At 55.8% G+C, this 17,907-nt stretch carries 12 protein-coding genes and 1 tRNA gene; 5 read left to right on the top strand and 8 right to left on the bottom strand.

The window, feature by feature from the left end; all coding sequences use genetic code 11:
* Nucleotides 1-37 precede the first annotated feature (37 nt).
* The 3 genes from ASG19_RS21735 (at nt 38) to ASG19_RS24030 (ending at nt 2,330) form a co-directional block, all read left to right on the top strand.
* Nucleotides 38-280: a hypothetical protein gene (locus ASG19_RS21735; RefSeq protein WP_062462708.1), complete on the top strand. Its 243-nt coding sequence runs from the start codon at nt 38-40 to the stop codon at nt 278-280.
* Between the two features lie 463 nt (nt 281-743).
* Nucleotides 744-1,061 (top strand): hypothetical protein, encoded by a 318-nt coding sequence (locus ASG19_RS21740; protein WP_062462711.1) that lies wholly within the window; start codon nt 744-746, stop codon nt 1,059-1,061.
* A 681-nt stretch (nt 1,062-1,742) separates the two neighbouring features.
* A complete protein-coding gene (locus tag ASG19_RS24030; protein WP_156466588.1) occupies nt 1,743-2,330 on the top strand; it encodes a hypothetical protein in 588 nt (195 codons plus the stop codon).
* Nucleotides 2,331-2,483: 153 nt separating this feature from the next.
* Here ASG19_RS24030 and ASG19_RS21745 read toward each other — a convergent pair whose 3' ends face one another.
* The 8 genes from ASG19_RS21745 to ASG19_RS21780 form a co-directional block, all read right to left on the bottom strand.
* Nucleotides 2,484-3,632: a GIY-YIG nuclease family protein gene (locus ASG19_RS21745; RefSeq protein ID WP_062462714.1), complete on the bottom strand. Its 1,149-nt coding sequence runs from the start codon at nt 3,630-3,632 to the stop codon at nt 2,484-2,486.
* Nucleotides 3,633-3,836: 204 nt separating this feature from the next.
* Nucleotides 3,837-6,866 carry a DEAD/DEAH box helicase family protein gene (locus ASG19_RS21750; RefSeq protein WP_062463037.1) on the bottom strand — a complete coding sequence of 1,010 codons (3,030 nt, stop codon included), beginning with the start codon at nt 6,864-6,866 and terminating at the stop codon, nt 3,837-3,839.
* Nucleotides 6,867-6,877: 11 nt separating this feature from the next.
* Nucleotides 6,878-8,761, bottom strand: a complete 1,884-nt coding sequence (locus ASG19_RS21755) for a site-specific DNA-methyltransferase (RefSeq protein ID WP_062462717.1) — start codon at nt 8,759-8,761, stop codon at nt 6,878-6,880.
* A 35-nt stretch (nt 8,762-8,796) separates the two neighbouring features.
* Nucleotides 8,797-10,734 carry a DUF262 domain-containing protein gene (locus ASG19_RS21760; protein ID WP_062462720.1) on the bottom strand — a complete coding sequence of 646 codons (1,938 nt, stop codon included), beginning with the start codon at nt 10,732-10,734 and terminating at the stop codon, nt 8,797-8,799.
* A complete protein-coding gene (locus tag ASG19_RS21765) occupies nt 10,731-11,516 on the bottom strand; it encodes a DUF4391 domain-containing protein (RefSeq protein ID WP_062462723.1) in 786 nt (261 codons plus the stop codon). The genes ASG19_RS21760 and ASG19_RS21765 overlap by 4 nt, the downstream gene beginning before the upstream one ends.
* Nucleotides 11,513-14,722 carry a helicase-related protein gene (locus ASG19_RS21770; RefSeq protein ID WP_062462726.1) on the bottom strand — a complete coding sequence of 1,070 codons (3,210 nt, stop codon included), beginning with the start codon at nt 14,720-14,722 and terminating at the stop codon, nt 11,513-11,515. The genes ASG19_RS21765 and ASG19_RS21770 overlap by 4 nt, the downstream gene beginning before the upstream one ends.
* A gap of 188 nt (nt 14,723-14,910) precedes the next feature.
* Nucleotides 14,911-16,785 (bottom strand): hypothetical protein, encoded by a 1,875-nt coding sequence (locus ASG19_RS21775; protein WP_062462729.1) that lies wholly within the window; start codon nt 16,783-16,785, stop codon nt 14,911-14,913.
* A gap of 91 nt (nt 16,786-16,876) precedes the next feature.
* A tRNA-Ser gene (locus ASG19_RS21780) sits at nt 16,877-16,966 on the bottom strand.
* Between the two features lie 304 nt (nt 16,967-17,270).
* Between ASG19_RS21780 and rplU the strand changes: the two genes are divergently transcribed.
* Nucleotides 17,271-17,582: a 50S ribosomal protein L21 gene (rplU, locus tag ASG19_RS21785; RefSeq protein WP_062462732.1), complete on the top strand. Its 312-nt coding sequence runs from the start codon at nt 17,271-17,273 to the stop codon at nt 17,580-17,582.
* Between the two features lie 32 nt (nt 17,583-17,614).
* Entirely contained in the window at nt 17,615-17,884 is a 270-nt protein-coding gene (gene rpmA / locus ASG19_RS21790; protein WP_062462735.1) for a 50S ribosomal protein L27, read from the top strand.
* Nucleotides 17,885-17,907: the final 23 nt, after the last annotated feature.

The raw sequence follows: 17,907 nt of genomic DNA on the forward strand, positions 1-17,907 counted from the left end.
AGGCTGCGCCGGGTCGGCTCTCAGTGGAAATCAACAGATGGGCTTCTCCAAGCATCAGCCCCTCGTCTATCGATCTGAGGGTGTCAGTGTCAGCGAGCTGAACCTGGATCGGCAGCTGACTGAGCGGGTCAATGCCCGGCTGCTGTCAGCTGAGGAGGCCGCGCGAGACATGCTGGGGGCGCGGCGCGAGGACCTGATGGCCATTGCCACACGTCTCAGCGAGGTCAGTGTGATAACGGGCGACGAGGTGCGCCAGATGCTGGATGTCGGAGACGGGTAACGGAGGGCGGCAAGCCAATCGGTGCGATCCAGAAAATCGATTCCTGTTGGCGCCCCTGCGATTCCGATCTATTGGAATGCGATTCTGACGTCAGGATTATCGATTCCGAAGTCCAAGACCGCGTTGCTTGAGGCGGTCAGGCGCTGGACGGTCGCAGCAACATGCGTCGTATCACGTCGTCTCAGATCGACGTAACCTGTCGGTATCTCAGGTCGATGTGACGTCAATTGCGACGGTGCGTGTCGATGTGCCTGCACATCATTACGCCTCATCTCAATTTACCCTGCCGCGATTCCGATCTCTGCATTCTCGTTGCCGAACTACGGATTTGCGATTCCGGGGCAAACGTCGGTTGCGGGCAACGCACTGGTGAAAAGGCGCATCGAAATCATTCTTGGCGATCGGCGTTTGTCGCTTGCATCGTCGGCGGTCACGCTGAGGCTCCACCAACAAGGAGCGCAACATGCCAAGGAAACCCAGGAAACAACGCAATGCAGAACAGCTGATCCGCCAGCAGCGGGTGCGGGAGCAGACCAGGGCGCGCCGTCGGCCGACCCGGGACGATATGGCGCGCGTCCTGCTTTGGCAGATGATAACCGCCGCGCAGGCACAGAAGGACCCCAACCGCGCCCTCGGCAAAGTCCGGGATTCCATCGTTGACGATCTTGAGCGCCAAGGGTTCGACGTGCGGGAGAGCGAGGATGTGTTCCATGAGCTCGCTGATAGGTACTCCGATGGCCTCTATCCCTTCCGGCCCAAGCGCCATCTCACGCCTTTCTGATCTGGCTCTCTGTCACCCGTCCTTTGCAAACGCCGTTCGGTTCAAATGGCCGTCTTCTCCCCATTACTTCCGATCACGGCGTTTGCAGAAGAATTGGGAATTCACATGGACAATTATGTGGTCACCACGTTGAATACACCGCCCATTGCGCATCCTCGATGCCTCGACTGCTCCTCAACCTCGGCAAGCGCCTCTATTGCCGAAATATGTGGCGTTGGTCCGGCTTAGCGGACAAGTGGACAGGCATCCAGATGGCTTCACAGCGGCCCAACAATATCGGGAAAATGGAGGATCAAGCCTGTAGGGAGCCCTCTGCTTACAATGAAGCGGAGGCGGGAGACACAACTTAGGGAGATAAGTTGCGTTTACCTTCTTGAGAAAATAGAGCGAAAAGCGAACGATAATCCGTCCCACAAAGCTCTCAGCACCAAAAGCTCAACGCCAGTGTGCTTGTTTCCACGGCCGCTATCAGTCACTTCAGACCATCCCTGGCCAGAGTTGAACGTTTGGCGTCTCGACCCGTCCGACCTATGAGTAACTGTGTATTGTCCTTGTTTCACAGTGGTGGACTGAATCGAACCGTCCTTCCGAAGGTTCTGATGAACTCCTTTGGCAACTCTCTGACGCTTCGGGTGATATGTTTTTGCCATCATCTGACCTCTTGGACACAGGAACTTTATAATGATCGAGGCGTGGATTGGGTCAAGCTGGGGTTTGCCCAACAGCTGTTTTAACGGACTGAAGCTGCTTGTCGTTGGCGAGTCAACCCACGCCGCGGAATACCCCGTCGGCAGCTCCCCCACGAACCTCTTAACAGATACTGTTCGTGATTTTGTAGAAAACAACAGGAACTGGAGATTTTATCGTATACTTACAACGTTTCTGGCAGGACACACAGCATCGAGGAATGTCAGTGATGAAGTACGTCATAACGTTTGGAAAAGCATAGCATTTCGAAATTTTGTACCGGTTGTCGCTGCAAACTACGCACGTCAACCTGTTCCAGCTGAACTATTTTTGAAGGGCGGTGACGCCCATAGAAAATTCCTAGAGCGTTATCAGCCGGAGGCTGTGTTAGTCTGTGGATTTAACACGTGGGGGTGGTTCAATCTTCAACTCAATCCGATGGCACCCAAGCCTTGGGAAGTCGAGAGGATGACGAATATTGACAATCTGCCGTGTGCTTGCATCAAACACCCCTCAGCCGGGTTTTCATATCTCCGCTGGAAACCGGCATTGGATTTTCTCTCAGATGCACAGCACGATTAGTACAACGCCCATTGCTCTGACACCGGAGCCTCGGCTCGCCAGCCGCGCGACGCCCCATTGGCTGAACAGATAACTGCACCCTCAGCTAGAGTAACTTCAGCAAAAATTCGCCCGAAATTCTCTAGCAGGCTGCATAAGCCTGGCCTACCCACTCTAATAGCGCGACCGACGAGGCCGAGGCGGTGGCACTCGAACAATAAACTCCGATATCGAGCTCACCTCATGGATGTAACGAGGGTTGTGGACGCCTGCCGGAAGTGCTGGAGGGGTTTCCAGCATGACGTTTGGAATTTCAGTAACTGCGGAGACATTGGGCACGCCAAAATCGCTTCTCCAACGCTCCATTGTGGCGACAGCCTTATCATACGTTGGGAAGACCTCTGTTTTATAAACCGAGCCTTCTGAGACTCTCCCTTGTGCAGAGACTGTCCAAGCCACCTGGTCACCGTTCACACCAGGGGTGATCTTGAATTCGAAATAGTCATCATATCGCTTGCCAAAGAGCTTTCCGAAGAAGGACGGAAACTCTCGATTAGGCTCCGAAGTGAAACGCCTGATAACGAGACAGCAGGTGCCCTGAGTGAGCCAACGGCCCTCGACTGATTCCTCGAAGGCTCGCCGCTCGGCTTCTTCTGCCTTCTCTTGGGCACGACGCTCAGCTTGCAAGGCGAGGTCCGCACGTCTAGCGAGTTCGGCTTCGGCGCGTTTTGCAAAGGCGGCATCCATGAACGCGGCTCGCTCTGGATACAGCTCGGAGAAGCTCCGAATAATCGCAGATTTTGCCTCTTCAAGCGTTACCCTGAAGAACTCCTTACCAGCCCGCTTTGACGCGAGCAGCGCGTGCGCACGCTGTTCGACTGAACGCGGGTCGCCGATGATAGCTAGCGACCACTCGACGTGAAACTTGGTCGGCACACTTGTCACGCTTGAAAGCTCAGCTGCTCTCTTGAGGCCGGTGTCCTGAGTACATCCAACCTTCAGCAACCCTGCCATTGATGGATTGCTGAGGACGTAAACCTCTCCAGCGACGTCTTCCCCCGCCTCACCTGGCACATCGATCACAAGGCTATCCTGCACAACCGCGTTGTACTCGGTTCTGTAAGCGTTCTTTAGACGCCGGACATCGTAATCGAAATGCACTCGATCCCCATCCGTCAAAGGGGAAAGCTCGTCATTGGTGAAGATGGTATGCTTCTCGCCACCGAGGAAAAAACTGTGAGCCTGTTTTCCGCTGGCGGCTACTCTGGAACTGCATTTGCTCACAACACCAGATGCACGCTTCAGCTTCGAATTTGATCGCATAGGTAATTTCAGACTTCTGGAGATTGCAAAATTTCGGACCGGAGTTAGAGGGTGAATGTAGCGAACACAACCTTATAGTTCACCGGTACGGCCAAAACCTATCGCCCGCGCTTCGACCGTACCGTCGCACGCACCGGACTGCTGACCTCCTGACCACCCGCTTAAACGTCGAAGGCGGAAATAATTTCCGCCTTCGATACGCCCCTAAACGTGGTCGAACACCTCCTCTAGCTTTGTCGCATGGATGTACTTCGCTGGATTGTTATCCCGTACCAGGGCCTGAAAATGCGCCTCGCCACACACGATCTTCGCCGCCTCCTGATCACGGAGATCGTCGGTGAACAGGCTGGCCTTCGTTTCAACAACAAAATACAAGCGCTCCCGTCCATCGACCTCAAGCAGCACGGCCCAGTCGGGGTTGTAGGTGCCGAGCGGTGTCGGAATTTTGAACCAGCCTGGAAGCTTCGCGTAGACCTTCACGGCGTCGTTCTTTTCCATCTGCTCGGCGAAAGACCGCTCTACGCCCGCGGAATCGTGAATGACATGCTCGTAAACCGACTTCTGGGTGTTGGTCAGCATGTTCTTCAGGTAGCCGGTTAGCTCTTCTCGCTCGAACAGTTCCTGGGCGTAGAAGTCCTTGTCACCGATCCGCTGATACTTGATGCCGTCCACAAGCGCCAAGCGCTTCGTGCGGTTGATAATGTCAGCCGCCAGTTCGATGAACGCCTGCGGGTTCCTCTTGAAGTCGGATAGACGGCCGCTTTCGATCAGAATCGTCACGAGACTGCGCCGCGTCAGCTGTGTCCGATCCTGGAGATCGGTCAACAGGTCGGGAAGTACGATGTCGCCTTCGTCGATGGCAATCGGTCCAGATGCTGACGTCTCCTTGGCAAGCACACCGCCCTGACCGATTGCGAGATCGGCCTTTCGGACGGTCACACGAGCTTTTGCGATCGGTGGCCCATTGGCGATGTTGCGCGCGCAATCGGCGATGAGTTTCTCATTGTCGAACTGCACCCGATAGGTCGTGGTATGCTTGATCCGGTCCCACAGGGCACGGAACTCCCCGCTGTCAAACACCTCCTTGCGGATCGCCACCGGCTTGCGGTCATCGGCATTCTTAACTTCAAGGCGGCCCGCCACCTTTCGCAACATAGTCGTTACGGCCGGAAGGTATGGTTGAAGGTGGGCCGGCAGTGCAAGGGTCCCGGTCTTGATGGCGGTCCGTAGGCTATCCTGAACTTTGCCGTGCCGGTCGATAAGGTTTAAGGCCAGCAAGTGGCGATAGATGTCCGCGGAACGTTCATACCCCAACACATCGGGGACGCCCGCATCGTATGCTGCGCCTTCCTCTTCCATCCCCGGTCCATGAGAAGGGTCTTCGGCGACCATCGGAATGTTCGCGAACAGATGCTCCTCGACGATCCCGAAGCGGATACCTGTGTCGGCCTCGATCTCCTTCTGAAGATTTTCGGCAAAGGACTCGTAGCTCTCGGTGGCGATCACGGTCAGGGTGTTCACCTCAAAGCCCCGCAGTCGCTCGCCCTGCTGGTTGACGCAAAGTCGAAGTCCGCGACCGATCGTCTGTCGGCGCTCCCGCTCTGTACCCATCTCGCGCAGCGCGCAAATCTGGAAGACATTGGGGTTGTCCCAGCCTTCCTTGAGCGCCGAGTGCGAAAAGATGAACTTGAGCTTGGTGTCGAAGCTGAGCAGCTTCTCCTTTTCCCGCATGATCAGGTTATAGGCGCGCTCTGCGCTGTCCCGATTGACCTGGTTGTTTTCAGCCGTATCCGTCCAGCGCTTGTTTTTGTCGATGGAGAAATAGCCGTCATGAACTTCCTGGGCGTCAGAGGTTACATCAACCTCCGTGAACAGGCTCACGAACTCGGGAAGCTTGGCTGCCCGACGGTATTCCTCTTCGAAGATGGTCGCGTACTTGCCCTTCACCGCATTTCCGTCGGCATCGTAGGAGCGGTAGTGCTCGACCGTGTCGATGAAGAAAAGGCTGAGCACCTTGATCCCGAGAGGCGCGAGGCGTTTTTCCTTCTCCAGATGCTCCTGAATGGTGCGTCGGATCATCAGCCGCTTGATGGCGTCGGCATCGACGTCACCGATGGCTTGGCCCGGCTCCAGAAAGACCTCGGAACCCGCCGTTTTGACCTCGAGAAAGGACGCGGCGCCAGAAATGCGGATTTCGCCAATACGGCAATCCTTGTAGATCGCGCGACCGGTTACCTCTTCCAAATCGTCGCCGTCATGAACGGTGATTTCTTCGCGTTGAACGCGACCGCTCCGCTGCACGTCGACCTCCACCCGGGCGGAAATCGTGCCCTTTACATTGCGCGCAGACAAGAACCGCAGATAGGCCTTGTTATGACCACCCTCGACCTCAAGCGATGCGACCTCGATCTGCTTCACCAGCTTGCGGTCATAGGCATCGACGGCGTCCAGTCGGTAGACCATATGATGCTTGTTCACGTGGGTCGCAGAGTAGCGCAACGTGCAGAGCGGATTCATGGCATCGAGAGCCTGCTTTCCGCGGCCCTGGAGGCCACCGTCAACGCTCTGGGGCTCATCCACGATGATGATTGGGCGCGTGGCCCGAATCAGGTCGATCGGTGCTTCACCGCCCGTCTTTTCGCTGTCCTTGTAGAGGTTGTTTACCTCCTGCTTGTTGATCGCACCCACCGTGACGACCATAATCTGGATGGTCGGACTGGTCGCGAAATTGCGCACCTGGCCCAGCTTGGACGAGTCGTACAGGAAATAGTCATACGGCTGGCCCGAATAGAGCGCCTTGAAATGATCCTCGGTAATCTGGAGGGTCTTGTTGACGCCTTCCTTGATGGCGACGGACGGCACGACGATCACGAACTTGGTAAAACCGAACTGCTTGTTCAGTTCAAAGATCGTGCGGAGGTAGACATAGGTCTTGCCCGTGCCGGTTTCCATCTCCACCGTGAAATCGCCAGAGGTGAGCGAGCCCGATGGTGGCAGGCCGTTATGCAACTGGATATCCTTGAGATTGGACATGATTTCGTCGTCGAGCAGCGTCAGCCGGTTACCGATGCCAAGCGCATTCTCTACAAAGCCTAGTTCGCCCTGCACGCCGCCAGCCGAGCGTCGTGTCACGGTAAACTCGGTGCGGTTTATCTCCTGCCCACGAAACAGCTGGCACACCGCCTCGATCGCCGCCTTCTGGTAGTCAAGGTCGGATTCAAAATGAAGCTTCATCCCGCCCCCCATTACAGACTGCGGACATCGAGAATGCCGTTCTGATTGAGGATCGCTGCCATGTTGGTTTTGGCAACATCATCAGCAAAGCCGGAATCCTTGAAGACGACGCGTGTTTCGACGGCCGGCGCGAGCTCCTTCCACCACGCAACAATGCCCGCTGAAAGGCTTTCGACTACATCTTTCGTGAGACCGTCCGCAAGGCACGCAATCAACGCGCCGCCGCCGATGGCGTGAACAGTCTTTCCTGCAATCTGTCGCGTCTCCATGGGAACGCAGAGATCGAGGCCGAGCTTGAGCAGGAGCTCGTATAGAATGTCTCGCTCAGTGCGGCCCGGAACAATGTGTTCGGCGTTCGCCAGAAGCGTTCCTTCGAGATCGGAAGGCACAGGCTCCCAAGCCCTTATGTTGGACTGTGCGAGCTTGAAGACGCGGAAACCTGTAAAGTCAGTTGGAGCTAACACAGCACTTCGAATCATGCCCCCGGCCCGCCGGATTCGCTCCTTCGAAAGCTCTGCAATTGTTGAAAAGCCGCGCTTTTCTGCTTCCGAACCTGATGGGACAGCTTCGGGTAATTGAACGCATATAAACCTTCTAGAACCTTGGTCCTTGGCGTTTAATGACATGGTCGCATGGGCAAGCGTCGCCGATCCCGCGAAGAAATCCATGCAGATCGATCTTCCATCGGTACACAGGCGTAGTAATTCTTCAATCAATCCAACGGGTTTCGGGCTTTCAAATATTGTTGCCTCGCCAAAGATTTCCTTCATCTCGTTAGAGCCGCTAGTGTTCAGTGGAACAAAATCCCAGATTGTTGGATAAGTTACTCCATCTTTGACGTCGGATAAGAACCTCTTGAGCTTTGGCTTACCAAGCCCATCCTCTCCAAAGTATATTTCATCGTTTACGAGCAATTTATCGATTGTTTCGTTTGAGAAACGCCAGTTTCCGTTTGCTCCAGGAAAGTGCTGCTCACCATTATTCGGGTTAATAATTGGGAAATGAAGCGACGCAACATAGCGTCCGCCCTTCACATTCGCCATCAAGTCGCCGGGTGCCCATGGCCCTTTGGGATGCTGGTCGGGATTTCGGTAGCGCGCAACCTGTTCCTCAGACCTTTCTCGAAGATTTATGCGAACTGAATCTAGAGACTTCGAAAATAGAACTATGTAGTCATGGTTGGCTCCAATGATCTTGTCATTAGGAGGGGTGCTGCGCTTTCTCCATATTATCTGCGCAAGGAAATTTTCTTCTCCGAATATCTCCGACATCATCATGCGGATGTTGTCTAATTCTCCATCGTCTACGCTGATCGCGATGGTACCGTCATGTGACAGTAGTCGGTGTGCCAACTTCAAGCGGGGATACATCATGTTGAGCCATGCTGTATGGAAGCGACCTGAACTTTCAGGATTCGTGGTAGTTTTACTTCCTCCGCTATCGATCTGGCCAGTGATAGACAGATAATTTTTAATGTTATCGACGAAATCGTCACGGTAGATAAAGTCTCTTCCCGTGTTATACGGAGGGTCGATGTAGATGAAATTTACTTTGCCCGAATAGCTCTTCTGCAAGAGCTTCAAGACCTCAAGATTGTCGCCCTCGATCATCAGATTGCGAGAGATTTCCCAATCGACGCTTTCCTCTGGGCAAGGCAGGAGGGTCCCAACGGACGGGGTCAGCGCTATTTGGCGGGCCTTCCGCTTTCCGTACCAATTCAGTCCGTACTTCTCGTCCTGATCATCGACTGCACTGCCAAGAAGCTGCCTGAGGACGTCGAAGTCGAGTTTGCCCTCACGGAAGGCATCCGGAAAGACGGCCTGCAAAGCGGTGATGTTGTCCGAGACGATATCGGCGCTCTTGGTTTCAAGGTCGTTCAGTTCGAGCTTCTTCATCGCACATCCATTTCATTCGGGTTCCAACAGCGGCCTCAGGCCGCCTGTTGTCCGAGCATTTCCTTTTTGACGTAGTCCTTGAAGGCCGCGGCGCTAGTGAAGCAGCGGAAGCCTGCGGCACTCGCAAGGGCAATGGTCTCGTCGTTTTCGTTCAGTAACACGGCGACCGGTTCTGACAACTCCTCCTGGAGACCGTTCGGCCAGATGAGGTCGAAAACGGCGATCTGATCGCCTGTCTCCGGGTTCGAATGGTCATAGGCGATGACGCCATCGGTGAAACCTTTCTCGACCGCCCAATCATTGATCGCCTGTAATTCTGCCTCTTCATCAGTACTGGAAATGCCGCCGGCCGCAGCCGTCGTGGAAATCGTCGATACCCGCGCAGGTTCGGCAATCCATCTGTCATCACCATGCAGCAGCGAGGCAAATCGCTTGTTCGCCTCGGCCGCCAGCAGTTCCTTTCGGGCTTCCAGGAAGTCGGCATAGCGCTCAATCTTCCACAGCGTCTCATCCATCGGAATCCACTGCGACGCCAGAGCCCCCGGATGCTTCGATTCGATTTTCGGGAAATAGACCTCAGGCAGCGTGTCGCGGATGTTGAGATTGGTATCCTTGGTGAGGAAGCAGAAATTGGCAATCGCGTTCACCTGCGAACGCGGGACGTTCTGTTTGTAGAGCTGCGCCTTCGGGAAGATGTGGTGGACTTCAAGGGCATTCATCTTGCCCAGCAACCCGGATTTCAATTCGATGCCCGTTCCCCAGTCCTTGGACGCGCCCATTCGTGTCAGCATGTAGAGCACGGGGTAGAAGCGGGCACCGAGGCTCCAGCCGGTGAAATGGCCTTTCTCGACCCGCAATCCACCATGCCACAGCCGCAACTGCTCCAGGAGTTTATCAAGACCACCGTCCGCGCCTTCCAGCGCCTCAAGGTCCTTGTCCAGGAAGGATTCCGTTGAGCCCGAATAACGCCCCCACATTCCAGCCTGCGCGAACCAGAAGAGGAGCTTGTCCCGCTCGACCTCATCCAGCGCACCGCCCTTTTGATCCAGGTAGCGCACGATAACGGGAACGGCGAAGCGACCGAAGAAAACCCGCGCGTGGTCCAATCCAAGCCTGCCTGAAATCAGATTAAGGCAGGTTTCAATGCGTTTGGTGGCGCGCTTCAGGCCGTCCTGAATGTCGGTGGCGGACTGATTGTGCAGATAGAGGAATTTGGCCTCACCGGTCAGCACGGTGTTGATCGATCGCAGGAGCCAATCCAGGTTGAAATCGTATCCCGCTTGGTTCCAGGCTTTCAGTTTGCCCTTCATCTCGGTGCGGGCGTCAGGCCATTCCGCGCAGATTTTCGCCAGCGCCAGATCGCCCTTGGAGAGCTTGGTGCCACCACTGTTCACCTTGTTGAAGATGTCGACAACCACATCGAGGGTCTTGTCCGCGCCAGTGACCTCTTCTTCATGCAGGTTGATTTCCAGGATGCCCAGCAGCCGGCTTAGTCGGCCATAATACTCCCCGGGTGGCGTCGGCCCTAGCGAGGTCATGACCTTTCCTACGCCATCATGGCCCGACTTCATCAGAGCCGACACATCGATCCAGAGCGGGTCTCCAGACATTTTCAGCGGCTGGAAGAACTCAAACGTCTCCGAGGCGAGGTTGAAATACAGGCCCGTAAAAGCCTTGGCGTTGCCGTCAAAAAACGCTGGTGGCTTGCCGCGGACGACACCGTAAAGGGAGGTGACACGCTGCTGGCCATCTAACAACAGCTTCACGATCCCGGAGGCGAGCTGGCCGTCGCCGCGATGATTTGCCGTAACTGATTCCGTCGCCCAGACCAGGAGCCCCCCGACGGGGTGGCGTCGGTAGAGCGACGTGAACAAGCCACGCACCTGTTCGGTGTTCCAGACATACCCTCGCTGGAATTCCGGCAGTGCCATATGCCCACTGTCGATATGGTCCAGAATGGTCGAAATTCTCATCGCTGCTCGCCCCCCATTTCCTGCTTTGCTTGTTCCATGGCGCGTTCGATTGTCTTTATCTTTTGGTTCAAATCGACGCGCTGACTGATCTGTTTTGCCTTTGCCGCCTGGGACCGCAAAAGCGAGTTTTCCTTGTCCAGCCTTTCGTAGTCCTCAATCACCGCTCGCCGACGCATGATCTGGTGCTCATCCGTGGTCACCGAGAAGGAGCCGACCAAGTTGGCCGCGTTCATCGCCTCAACCCGTGCCAGCCATCCGTCATAAAGTGCGTACAAGTCCCGGTGCGATTGCTTCGAAAGCTCCAGGCTATCGAGGAAGGCCTTCTCGTTCGGCGTCGGCATCGTCGGTTCGGATAGGCGTGTGGCTGCATTTCTATCAATTACGACCTTGGCCGCTTCGTTTTGAGCCCGCCGCTTATGGGCGACGGACACGTCGATCCCTTGATCATCAGCGGTGATCAAAACAACCGGATAAGGGATGGCGCGATGAATGAGCTCTATAAGTCGGCTCGTTTTCGCCCCAGCTCGGAAGGCGCAACCAATGACGGCGATTTCGACATACTCACGTACATGGTCGCCAAAAGTCGGCACGCCGACAGTTCCGGGCTTGCATGCCGCAAACCACAGCAGTTCATCAATGCCTTCCTGAATGGCACGCTTGTCGGTCGACGTGGGTGCGCCCTGTTCAATGAGCATTTTCTTCGGGACGCGAATATCAACGCGCGCAGTCGCGGGTAACCCGAGAGCGTCAACGACGGCATTGATGCACGCTGCTGCGTTCATTCCACGCTCGTCTCCGGAAGGATCACCAGGAATGCGACGACCTCGAAATCGTTGATGCCGGCGAACTCACCTTTCAACGCATGGGTACCGCCGGGAGAGAACAGGCTGGCGACCGCGCGCTCCTCGCTCTTTCCCGCGATTGAGGCAACAGCCCGGGCCAGAAGCTTTTGATAGGGCTCCATGTCGCGCCCGAAGCGGGTGGACTTGTCGAACCGGCCGCAGGCCTGAGCGTCAGGTAGATCGCGTCCGATGGAAACCTTCTTGAGGCGGTCAAGCACCTGCTTCGCACGGGTGTAGGGCAAAAGCGCCTCTCCCTCGTCGCTGACATGAACAACGAAGTGCGGTTTTAGCGGATACCCGGGTTCCGCTAACCGCTCCGCTGCTTCGCCAACCGCGCGCAGACAGAAAATCACCCCCGGCGAAATGACGTTGTCAGGAGTGACAAACTCGTCCTTGGGCGGTGAAACGACGGCGTATGTACCAAGCGGCAATGACTCCAGCTGGATGCGGTGATCGCGCAGATAACCTACCAGATCGATGCGAAAATCGTTCAGCGTTAGGTCCGCAATGGACACGCCGCTGGACAAGTCTTCGAGATCGATCACGGAGTCCTGCATCTTCTGCAACTGAGCACGGCGGTATTCGAGGTCGTTCATCTGATTGCCGGCCTGGAACTCGATGACGTTTTCCTCCCCGGTCGCGGACACATCAAGAAGGACCATGCGTCCACTCACCCTCGATTCCAGATCGAGGTACTCGTCCAGTTCGATGTTCGGCCAGAAATTCACCAGCTGAATGCGCTGGTTTGTCGAGCCGATACGGTCGACGCGGCCGAAGCGCTGAATGATGCGGACGGGGTTCCAGTGGATGTCATAGTTGACGAGGAAATCACAATCCTGAAGGTTCTGGCCTTCCGAAATACAATCCGTGCCGATCAGAAGATCGATCTCTCCCTCGCCAGCCATTTCCGGGGGCCGTTCCTTAGACCGGGGCGAGAAGGCACTGAGGATGGAGCTCATGTCCGAGCGAAGGCTCTGAAGCGTGGTCTTGTTTGCGCCAGTACCGGTTACCACGGCCGCATGAATTCCAAGTTTCGCGCGCCCCCACTCCGCGAGCTCTCGGTAGAGGTAGTCAGCAGTGTCCGCAAAGGCAGTGAACAGCAATATCTTCCTGTTCTCGTCGTTGATGGGTGCCTGAACTTTGCGAGTAATGAGCTCCTTTAACGCCGATAGCTTCGCGTCGCGATCTGCGGACACAGAGCGTGCCGCCGAGAGAAGTGTAGCCAGGCGGTTCCTGTCTTCAATCAGGTCCTGCTGCCAACGAACTCGGTCGACGTCCTGCAAGAGAACCTTAACCTTGCGACCGACAAGAAGCGTCTCAAACGCAGGGTCGTCGATATCCACATCGTCGATCGCAAGCTCATCGATGGATTCGTCATGGGCCTCGATTTTGGCAAGCAACGCGTTCACGTCATCGAGCTGACGTTTAATGGTGAGAGCAAAAGAAGCCACCGAGCTTTCCATCCGCTTGAGCAGATTGACGCGCATCAGGTGAATAAGGCTTTCCTCGCGGTCGGCCTGACGAAAATAGCTCTCGCCTCCACGAATCTTGGTGCTGTATTTTGCGTCGTAGGCCTCTTGCTTGTCCGTCACCACGTAACGTAACGGCGCATACGCCCCCAGCGTGAGCCGCCTGATCTCATTGTTGATTTCGCGGATCGGACGGAACTCGCCAGCCAGGTCGACATCTGCTTTTACGTTGATCGGTTGCAGACGATCGGGAAAGTTGCCTGTTTCAGCTGTACCGTAGTAGCGCTGCACGTGTTTTCTGGATCGGGCAATCGTCAGCATGTCCAGGAGCTTGAAATAGTCAAACCCCAGCATGTCCATCAGGCGCGATGTGCGACGCTCGCCGTCGGGTAGGTCTAGCCACCTGTTAAACTGACCCTGCGCTTTCCGTATGGTTGCTTCGATACTTGGAATACCGTGATCGATCAGGGCGATGTCGCTACCTTCGGTCATGAAGGCGATCTGGTTCTTCAGGTCCGCAAGCCTGTTGTTGACCGGCGTTGCAGACAGCATCAGGACCTTGGTTTTGACCCCTGCCTTGATCACGCGCTTCATCAAGTGATCGTAGCGTGTGTCGCGGTCCTTATGGGTCGCCTTATTGCGGAAGTTATGGGACTCGTCGATCACCACCAGATCGTAGTTGCCCCAGTTTACGTGCGAGAGATCGATATCACCCGAGGCGCCACCATCCCGAGACAAGTCGGTGTGATTGAGGACGTCGTAATTGAAGCGATCGCTCGCGAGGCTATTTCGGCGATCATTGGCTTTATAGAGTGTCCAATTATCGCGTAGCCGCTTGGGGCAGAGCACCAGGACGCGATCATTTCGGAGCTCGTAATACTTGATCACCGCGAGCGCTTCGAATGTCTTACCCAGGCCGACGCTATCGGCGATGATACACCCTCCGATGCGCTCGAGTTTGTCGATCGCCCCGACGACGCCATCCCGTTGGAATTTGAAGAGCTTCTTCCAAACGGTTGTGTTCCTGATGCCGGTAGCGGATTTTACGATGCGCTCCTCGTCAAGCTCGTCGCCCAAATCTTTGAACATTTCGGACAGAAACTTGAAGTAGATGAGGGAGGGCGCGCGTTGAGATGCGGCGTCGGACAGAACGCGTTCGAGGTCATCGGCATCGGGCCTGCCCGGAACGGTATCCCAGGCGTTTTGGAACCAAGATGAGAAGGCTGCAGTTTCATCATCCGTGGATGTCGCCTGTACCAGCCCCAATCGGCTTCCCGGCGTTATCCCTAACCCCTCCGTTGTGAGGGAACATGCCCCGATCGCAGCCCTGCTCACGCTAGCGTTGCGGACGATGACCATAGATTGAGGCAGCCTATCCGCATAACGGACCTGAACATGGCGTCCGAGCCAATCAAGCGTTGCTTTGGCGTGCCATCTACTCTGGAGCTTGTTTCGGTAACCGATATCAGAATGGCCACCGAACAATAGCGACGTTAGGGAGGCTCCATCCTCCAGCAATAGTCTAACTGAATCTGCCCTCTTCAAAAGCTCACGGACTTCAGCAAAGGCATGTAGTGACAAGCTGGGCGACATAACGTCGAGTGCCGAGCCTGCATGTAGCCACTCTTCCACCTTGTCGAGGACTCGCTCGCGGCCAGTGTTCTTGATCAATTCCATAGTCTGTCCCGGCCGGCTGGCGCTGCTGGAGGTACACAAGCCCCCGGATACCTCTGGTCAGCTCATTTCAGTCATTATCCTCATGATTGTAAATCCAATTTTTCAACTTTTTGATGTTGCACCCCCTACTCTGAGCTGCAGGGCGCGAGGAAGTGCACAGACGGGTGGCCTCTTCGGGACCCAAAAGGTCAAGCCTGTTGGGCACGACGTCCACGCGTTCTCTTAGCTTTCGCCAACCTGTCAAAATCCAGGCCTTGGTACGGTGTCAGATCGATGTCGGGCAGCGGCATGTAAGCGATCTGGCGGGCCTTCGTTTCGGTCAAGGTTTGGAAGCCGTACAGCTCGTGCTCATCCGCCCCCAGCTCGTGACCCGCCTGAAGCTTGCGATCACGCGCTTCGATACCTTTGTCACCGGAGGTCGAAATAAACCCTGCCCGCAACGAGTGAAATTTCTCCTGCGAGACATCCTTGATCCCAGCCTCATCCATCAGTCGTGTCATGTAGGACGAAGCGCTCTTGCTTGGATCGGCCAGTCTCATGAGCTCTCTGAAAATAAACGCGTCGCCCTGCTCTTTTGCCCATTGCGGAAAACCAATTTCGACCAGGAAATTGTGAAGCACGAAGAAGCTGACGCTGGCACCCGTTTTGTAAGGCACGCGCCGCCAGATGCCGTCTCGGTATACGATGCCCCCGGTCTGCGCGACCCAGACGCCTTCGAACTTTTCGCGGAAATCCATCCCTTGGAGATGAACCAGCAGGCCGAGCCGCCGTCCTGTCAAAAGGCCAAGCAGTGGTAGCATTGCCGTATCCATCATGCCCTGCTCTACACCTGTTTTGAGCAGTAGACCAATCTTCTGCACGGACAGCGGCTCCGTCCGAAGCGGGTCGCGGGCGGAATCCGGGTAGACAAGTTTCGCACCGGCGACTGGGTTGGCATAGTCATAGGTGGTCGTTCTGGAGCCGAAAGCCGTCTTCACGACGGCTACATATCCCTCTTGCAATGTTTTGAGCGCAAGTGTTTCGAGATGAAAATCCCGGTTCCCGTCAATGATCTCACGCGGCGTGAGGCTCTCATCTCGGTCTTTCTGACGTGCTGGCCAGAATTTCAGAAGCTCGATGAATGCCTGCAGGTCCGTCGGCGTGTATGTGTCGATCGGATGATCGCCGATCAGCTCGACGAACATGTTGAGACGGAACTCCGCGATATCGAGGTCAGTGCTTTTCCCGGACTTGCCCGACTGGCGTAGTGTCAAATATTCGGACGCGATCTGACTGAACAACGGCTTTGTGGACGGCTTGCGTTTGACAGAGCGACGGTCTTCCTTAAAGGCAGGCGTTTCCGAACGTGAAATCGGCCCCTTCATCGATCGCTTGATCGAAGGAGCAACCGACATGGCGTTCGATGCTGGTACCACTGGCACCTGTGTCGATGCGTAGAGCTGTTCGGGGATAGAGACAGGCCCGGCCATTTTGCCATGCTTGGCGATTTGCCGTGCGGCAAGCAGGTCAGCGTTATCGGCGATCATCTCATCATAAGGCTGCCCGGACTGCTTCGCCGAAACCTGCTGACCGATACGGACCAGCCCACGCATGAGCTCATGTCCCTTGGCCTCCTCCGGGGTCGGGGCACGTATTGGCTCGCGCGCGTCAAACAGGCCAGCTTTCAAGATCAGGCTGACAAACTCGTAGGGCCAGTCATTCTCCACATCATATCCTGCCAGATCGCTGGCTGTGTGTGCCAGATCGGCCTCGTTGTCCTCAGCCATTCTCTTTTCAATCTCCTTGAAAGCTGTTCGAGCCAAGGCCGCCAGCGCATCGGCAAGCTCCCTTGCTTCCTGATGCGAGAGAGCGCCGAGGCTCACGCGGATCGGTCGCGAGCCTGCGCCGCCGCCGATGCGTTTCGGCAGTCTGATCTGAAAAAGATAGATGCTGCCGCTTCTGACCAGATAGAGCCCGGACGATCGCTTTTTAAGCTTGAGATTCCGTTTCTTCGCGGAAATGATTTCCGCTTCCGGCGATACATCGGACTGTACATGGAGCGATACAATGCGCGATACATTCATGACTGAACTTCCCTTTTGGGGGGCAATCGGTCATGAATTTACGAGGAAAACCAAGGGCTTGCAGGTAATTGGGGAAGAGTGACCCAAGCCATGGCGGAGAGGGTGGGATTCGAACCCACGATACGGTTGCCCGTATGCCGCATTTCGAGTGCGGTGCTTTCGACCACTCAGCCACCTCTCCGCTTTGCTGGTCGGCGCATTTGATGCGCGGCTGTCTCATAGCGGCGAAAAATCGGGCTGGCAAGGGGTGAAATGCAAGTCTTCATATCCTTTCGCCTTGACAGTTTTTAGGGCCTCGCGTAAGGCCGGACGCGTCGAAGTGTGGAAAAATGTCCAGACCAGACGTTGCGCGCCGAGGCGTGCAGAAAATCACCGGCAGATGCGTTCTGGAAGATCCGTCTTTCGCAGCCCTGCTATAGCCCGACTGAGAAAAAGACGGCCGTCCTTTTGGGGATAGAGCCGGAACGAACATGAAAGGATAACCAATGTTCGCAGTCATCAAGACCGGCGGTAAACAGTACCGCGTGGCCGCCAACGACGTGCTCACCATCGAAAAGCTGGAAGCAGAAGCTGGCGCAATCGTAGAATTCAACGAAATCCTGGTCATCGGCGTCGGCGCCGATGCCAAGTTCGGCGCTCCCTTCGTTTCGGGTGCGACGGTCAAGGCTGAAGTTGTAGAGCATAACCGTGGCAAGAAGGTTCTTTCCTTCAAGAAGCGTCGCCGCCAGAATTCCAAGCGTATTCGCGGTCATCGCCAGCATCACACGGTCGTCCGCATCACGGACATCCTCGGCTAATCCAGGTTTTCGAAAGTTAAAGGAGAACACCAATGGCACATAAAAAAGCTGGCGGCTCGTCGCGTAACGGTCGCGATTCTCAGTCCAAGCGCCTTGGCGTGAAGAAGTTCGGTGGCGAAGTCGTCATTCCGGGCAACATTATCGTGCGTCAGCGCGGCACGCAGTGGCATCCGGGCGCCAATGTCGGCATCGGCACTGACCACACGATCTTCGCACTGACGGCAGGCAACGTGAATTACCGTACGCGCGCTAATGGCCGCGTATACGTGTCCGTTATGCCGAAAGCCGAAGCCGCAGAATAAAGCCGGCAAGCGTTAAGCAACCG

Origin of the sequence: Rhizobium sp. Leaf306 (assembly GCF_001423425.1) — a bacterium.
Taxonomy (GTDB): Bacteria; Pseudomonadota; Alphaproteobacteria; order Rhizobiales; family Rhizobiaceae; genus Neorhizobium; species Neorhizobium soli.